Below are 3,688 nucleotides of genomic sequence, written 5' to 3'. Positions count from 1 at the left end.
GGAAAATACCGCTTTTCCACCAAAGGCGGTTGTCATTAATGCAAATGGCATATCTGGAGCAGATTCCCATTTCCCAGGAGACGCTGTGGTAATAGTTAGCATGGAAGCCGCTTCAGGTCGTACTGCCGCTCAAGTGGCAGATGAAAAAATTGCAGAAGCAGGAGAGGGCTTCAATATCACGCGGAGTGAAATCCTGATGGACGGGAAACAGGCCATTGTAGTGGATGGTCTTCCTGCTCAGGATCCCTGGCGTGAAGTTTTCATTGTTGGCAACGACCGCCTGTATATCCTCTTCTTTATGGCCTGGATACCAAGTGCTGAATGGTTCTCGGAATTAGAAAAATTATATTCATCGGTCATAGCTTCCTTCCACGTTTTGACAACCATGCCATAACAAAGCTGCCCGCTATCGTCCTCGCCGATGCTCATGACCAATTCGTTCTCAATACCATCAAGGCACTTGGCGTGGTGAAGGCAGAAAACAAGATCTCCGAGTTCTTACCGCTAGTCTCACGCATGCTCCGCATGTGTAACTAAACTTTTCATCTTTTGTAGGTTGAAATTCAAACATGAAGTTTAGGAAATTATGCGGCACTCTGTAATCCCCATTCGAGGACAGGCGAACTCGGAGGTCTGGAAACGGTGTATACGCCCGCGCCCAGGCGCAAATATGGCTACTTCACCCTGCCGATCCTGTGGGACAATGCGCTGATCGGCCGCCTCGACCCCAAGGCCCACCGCAAGGAAGGGATCTTCGAGGTCAGGGCGCTGCACTTCGAGCCGGGTGTGGTCGTCGATGATGACATGGTCGCGGAGGTCAAAGCTGCCTTAAAGGCCTGCGCTGCCTGGCACAAGACGCCGAAGGTCGTGGTGCGTGATGCGCCCAAACGTGGGCTTGCGAAGCGGCTGTCGGACTAATTTGCCGCTAGAGGTGATTTTTGTAAAGAACCCCTAAAGGTCTCAAAGACCAATAGGGGTTATATATTGGACTATGACCAGTCCATCTCCTTTGCTCTACAACACGTACTATCACATCTACAATCGCGGTACGAATCGAGAGAATATCTTCGTCGAAGAACGGAACTATGCTCTATTTCTGAATTTATTCGAAAGGCATGTTTTACCTGTTGTGGATCTGTTCGCGTATTGCATGATGAAAAATCATTTTCATGTGGCGGTGAGGGTAAAGTCAGAAGAGGAAATTCTTGAAGCGAAAAAGACCCTAAGGGTTTCTTCCATAGAGACCCGTCGTAACGGGCAAGGACATCTTCCAAATGAGCAGGAGGGTCCGTCCAGAAAACCCTTAGGGTCTCGTTATATAAGTGACCAATTCTCCAACTTCTTCAACGCCTACGCTAAGACGATCAATAAAGCCTACGGGCGGACAGGGAGTTTATTCCAGCATCCGTTCGGGCGCGTTCCCATTACCACAGACCGCCAGTTTTGGAATGTGATCGCCTATATGTGCGACAGCACAACCAAAACCCGCAGAAGCACGGATTTGTGAATGACTTTCGCAATTGGAACTATTCGTCGTATGGAGCAATTCTGACGGAAAGGCGCATGCCGGTCAAACGCACAGAAGTCATCAAGTGGTTTGGAAACCGGGAGGAGTATGTATCGCTGCACAACCAATGGGTAAGCGACGCCCAGGCAAAGTGGTTTGTCGACAGCGACTTTGATTGACTCGTCAACAAACCCTAAAGGTTTCTTTCATCAAACAGAACCAGGGGTTGCCGGGACGAATTCATTAATTGAAACCCTAAGCCAGCGGAGAAAACCTTTAGGGTTTCCGATCTGCCCTACGAGCCTGCGCCGCATGGCACAAGACGCCGCAGGTGGTGGTGCGGTATGCTACCAGACCCGGGCTCGCCAAACGGCTCTCCGATTAATTGCGGCGGCTCGGATATGTCGATGGCATCCGAGCCGTATCTCTTAATCGAGTGAAAGAGGCCACTAAGAAAAGCAAAACAAACAGTCCCGTGATAGGATATCCTTCACGGGACTGTTTATTGCCAGCATCAAAAGGAGCCATGTATGCCGCATGAGGTCGTCGCCGCAATGATCATTGAATCGCAAAAAATCCTGCTGGGACACCGGTCTGCCACGCGCACCTTTTATCCTAACGTTTGGGATGTATTCGGCGGACATGTAGAACCCGGTGAGCCGCACTACCAGACCTTGATCCGCGAGCTGCAGGAGGAACTGGGAATTACTCCCACACAATGGAGCTACCTGGAGGATATACTTTCCCAGTGAACCGCTGACCAAGTGACCGTGTACCTTTATCTTGTCACGCAATGGACCGGGACGCCCACCAATCGCCAACTCGAAGAGCACAGTACCGTTGGCTGGTTTTCGTTGAAGCAAGACACACAATTACTACTTGCTCACCCAGACTATGCTACAATTTTCGCTCGCTATCTTGATCCCAATGCTTAGATAAGAGGTAAAAGATAAAACGAACTGTCTTGTAACAGGAAATCCTTCACAAGAAAGTTTTCTCCATCCACTTGGCCAATATTTTTGTAATGATAAGAAAGCATATATATTCTGACTATAACTTTTTGCTGTATTAAGAATCGCCTAGACTTGCATCAAACTATCAAGAGAGTAAAATCAGAGTATGAATAAACATTCCATTAGTTCTAATTTTTCAAAAAAAAGCCGTTGTTATATCGATAACATTAACTGTCTCGTTGGAATGAGGAATCTAGCAAATGAATCAATAGATTTAATCGTTACATCTCCGCCATATTTTATGGGCAAAAATTATGATCAATCTAGTGATATAAAGGATTTCATCAATCTGCATGTCAGCTTATTACCAGAGCTAATCCGAGTCACCAAACCAGGCGGAAGTATTTGCTGGCAGGTTGGTTATCATGCTAAGAACGGAGCAGTAACACCCCTCGACTATGTAATTTATGATATTTTCAAGAATTCAACAGAACTTTTCCTAAGAAACAGAATCATTTGGACATTTGAACATGGCTTACATGGTCAAAAGAGATTTAGTGGTAGGCATGAGATTATTCTCTGGTTTACGAAAGGTGAAGAATATTACTTCGATTTGGACAATGTAAGAATTCCACAGAAATATCCGGGTAAAAAATATTATAAAGGAGAAAAGAAAGGTCAATACAGTGGTAATCCTCTCGGAAAAAATCCAAGCGATGTATGGACTATTCCCAATGTAAAAGCATTACATATTGAGAAAACTGAGCATCCCTGTCAGTTTCCAGTTGCACTTGTCCAGAGACTTATTCGAGCTCTTTGTCCACTAGACGGAACGGTTTTAGATCCTTTTCTTGGGGTAGGCTCAGCAGGCGTCGCAACCTTAGTTGAAAAAAGAAAATTTATTGGCTTTGAATTGGAAGAACATTATTACAAAATCGCTCACGAAAGATGTGAGCAGGCGCTTTTGGGAGAAGCAATTTATAGACCTTTAGAGAAGCCGATTTTAGAACCAGACCCAAACACATCGGTAGCCAAGAAACCTGCAAATTTCAAATAGAGAGTTGTGGAGGGCACATGAAAAAAACTTCTACAGTAAAAAGCTTCAAATTCCCCTGTTTGTTGGTTAACCAAGGTAAACATCAAATTGTTTGTTTTGTAGCCAAAGCTCGAGATGTCTGGAAATTCGTGAAAGTCAACAGAAGAGAATCAGATAAGGATATTGGTTATC

The 3,688-nt window shown here is 45.5% G+C and carries 6 protein-coding genes; all 6 read left to right on the top strand.

Annotation, left to right across the window (positions count from 1 at the left end):
• Window positions 1-394: hypothetical protein (locus tag AC14M5_RS13510; RefSeq protein ID WP_484030199.1), on the top strand; the 394-nt coding region annotated here is incomplete at its 5' end.
• 248 nt (window positions 395-642) lie between these two features.
• Window positions 643-918, top strand: a complete 276-nt coding sequence (locus AC14M5_RS13505) for a DNA glycosylase AlkZ-like family protein (protein WP_484030198.1) — start codon at window positions 643-645, stop codon at window positions 916-918.
• Window positions 919-991: 73 nt separating this feature from the next.
• Window positions 992-1,507: a transposase gene (locus AC14M5_RS13500; RefSeq protein WP_484030197.1), complete on the top strand. Its 516-nt coding sequence runs from the start codon at window positions 992-994 to the stop codon at window positions 1,505-1,507.
• Window positions 1,508-1,563: 56 nt separating this feature from the next.
• Window positions 1,564-1,686: a hypothetical protein gene (locus tag AC14M5_RS13495; RefSeq protein ID WP_484030196.1), complete on the top strand. Its 123-nt coding sequence runs from the start codon at window positions 1,564-1,566 to the stop codon at window positions 1,684-1,686.
• Window positions 1,687-2,037: 351 nt separating this feature from the next.
• A complete protein-coding gene (locus AC14M5_RS13490; RefSeq protein WP_484030195.1) occupies window positions 2,038-2,259 on the top strand; it encodes an NUDIX domain-containing protein in 222 nt (73 codons plus the stop codon).
• A 367-nt stretch (window positions 2,260-2,626) separates the two neighbouring features.
• On the top strand, window positions 2,627-3,517 hold the full coding sequence (locus AC14M5_RS13485; protein ID WP_484030194.1) for a DNA-methyltransferase: 891 nt from the start codon (window positions 2,627-2,629) through the stop codon (window positions 3,515-3,517).
• The last annotated feature ends 171 nt before the right edge of the window (window positions 3,518-3,688 follow it).

The organism is Candidatus Villigracilis sp. (genome assembly GCF_057083605.1).
This window is presented reverse-complemented; position numbering and strand designations above follow the sequence as displayed.

What these genes read in the sequence shown, in the direction of transcription:
- AC14M5_RS13500 (WP_484030197.1), top strand. Translation starts at nt 992, where the DNA reads ATGACCAGTCCATCTCCTTTGCTCTACAACACGTACTATCACATCTAC.
- AC14M5_RS13495 (WP_484030196.1), top strand. Translation starts at nt 1,564, where the DNA reads ATGCCGGTCAAACGCACAGAAGTCATCAAGTGGTTTGGAAACCGGGAG.
- AC14M5_RS13490 (WP_484030195.1), top strand. Translation starts at nt 2,038, where the DNA reads ATGCCGCATGAGGTCGTCGCCGCAATGATCATTGAATCGCAAAAAATC.
- AC14M5_RS13485 (WP_484030194.1), top strand. Translation starts at nt 2,627, where the DNA reads ATGAATAAACATTCCATTAGTTCTAATTTTTCAAAAAAAAGCCGTTGT.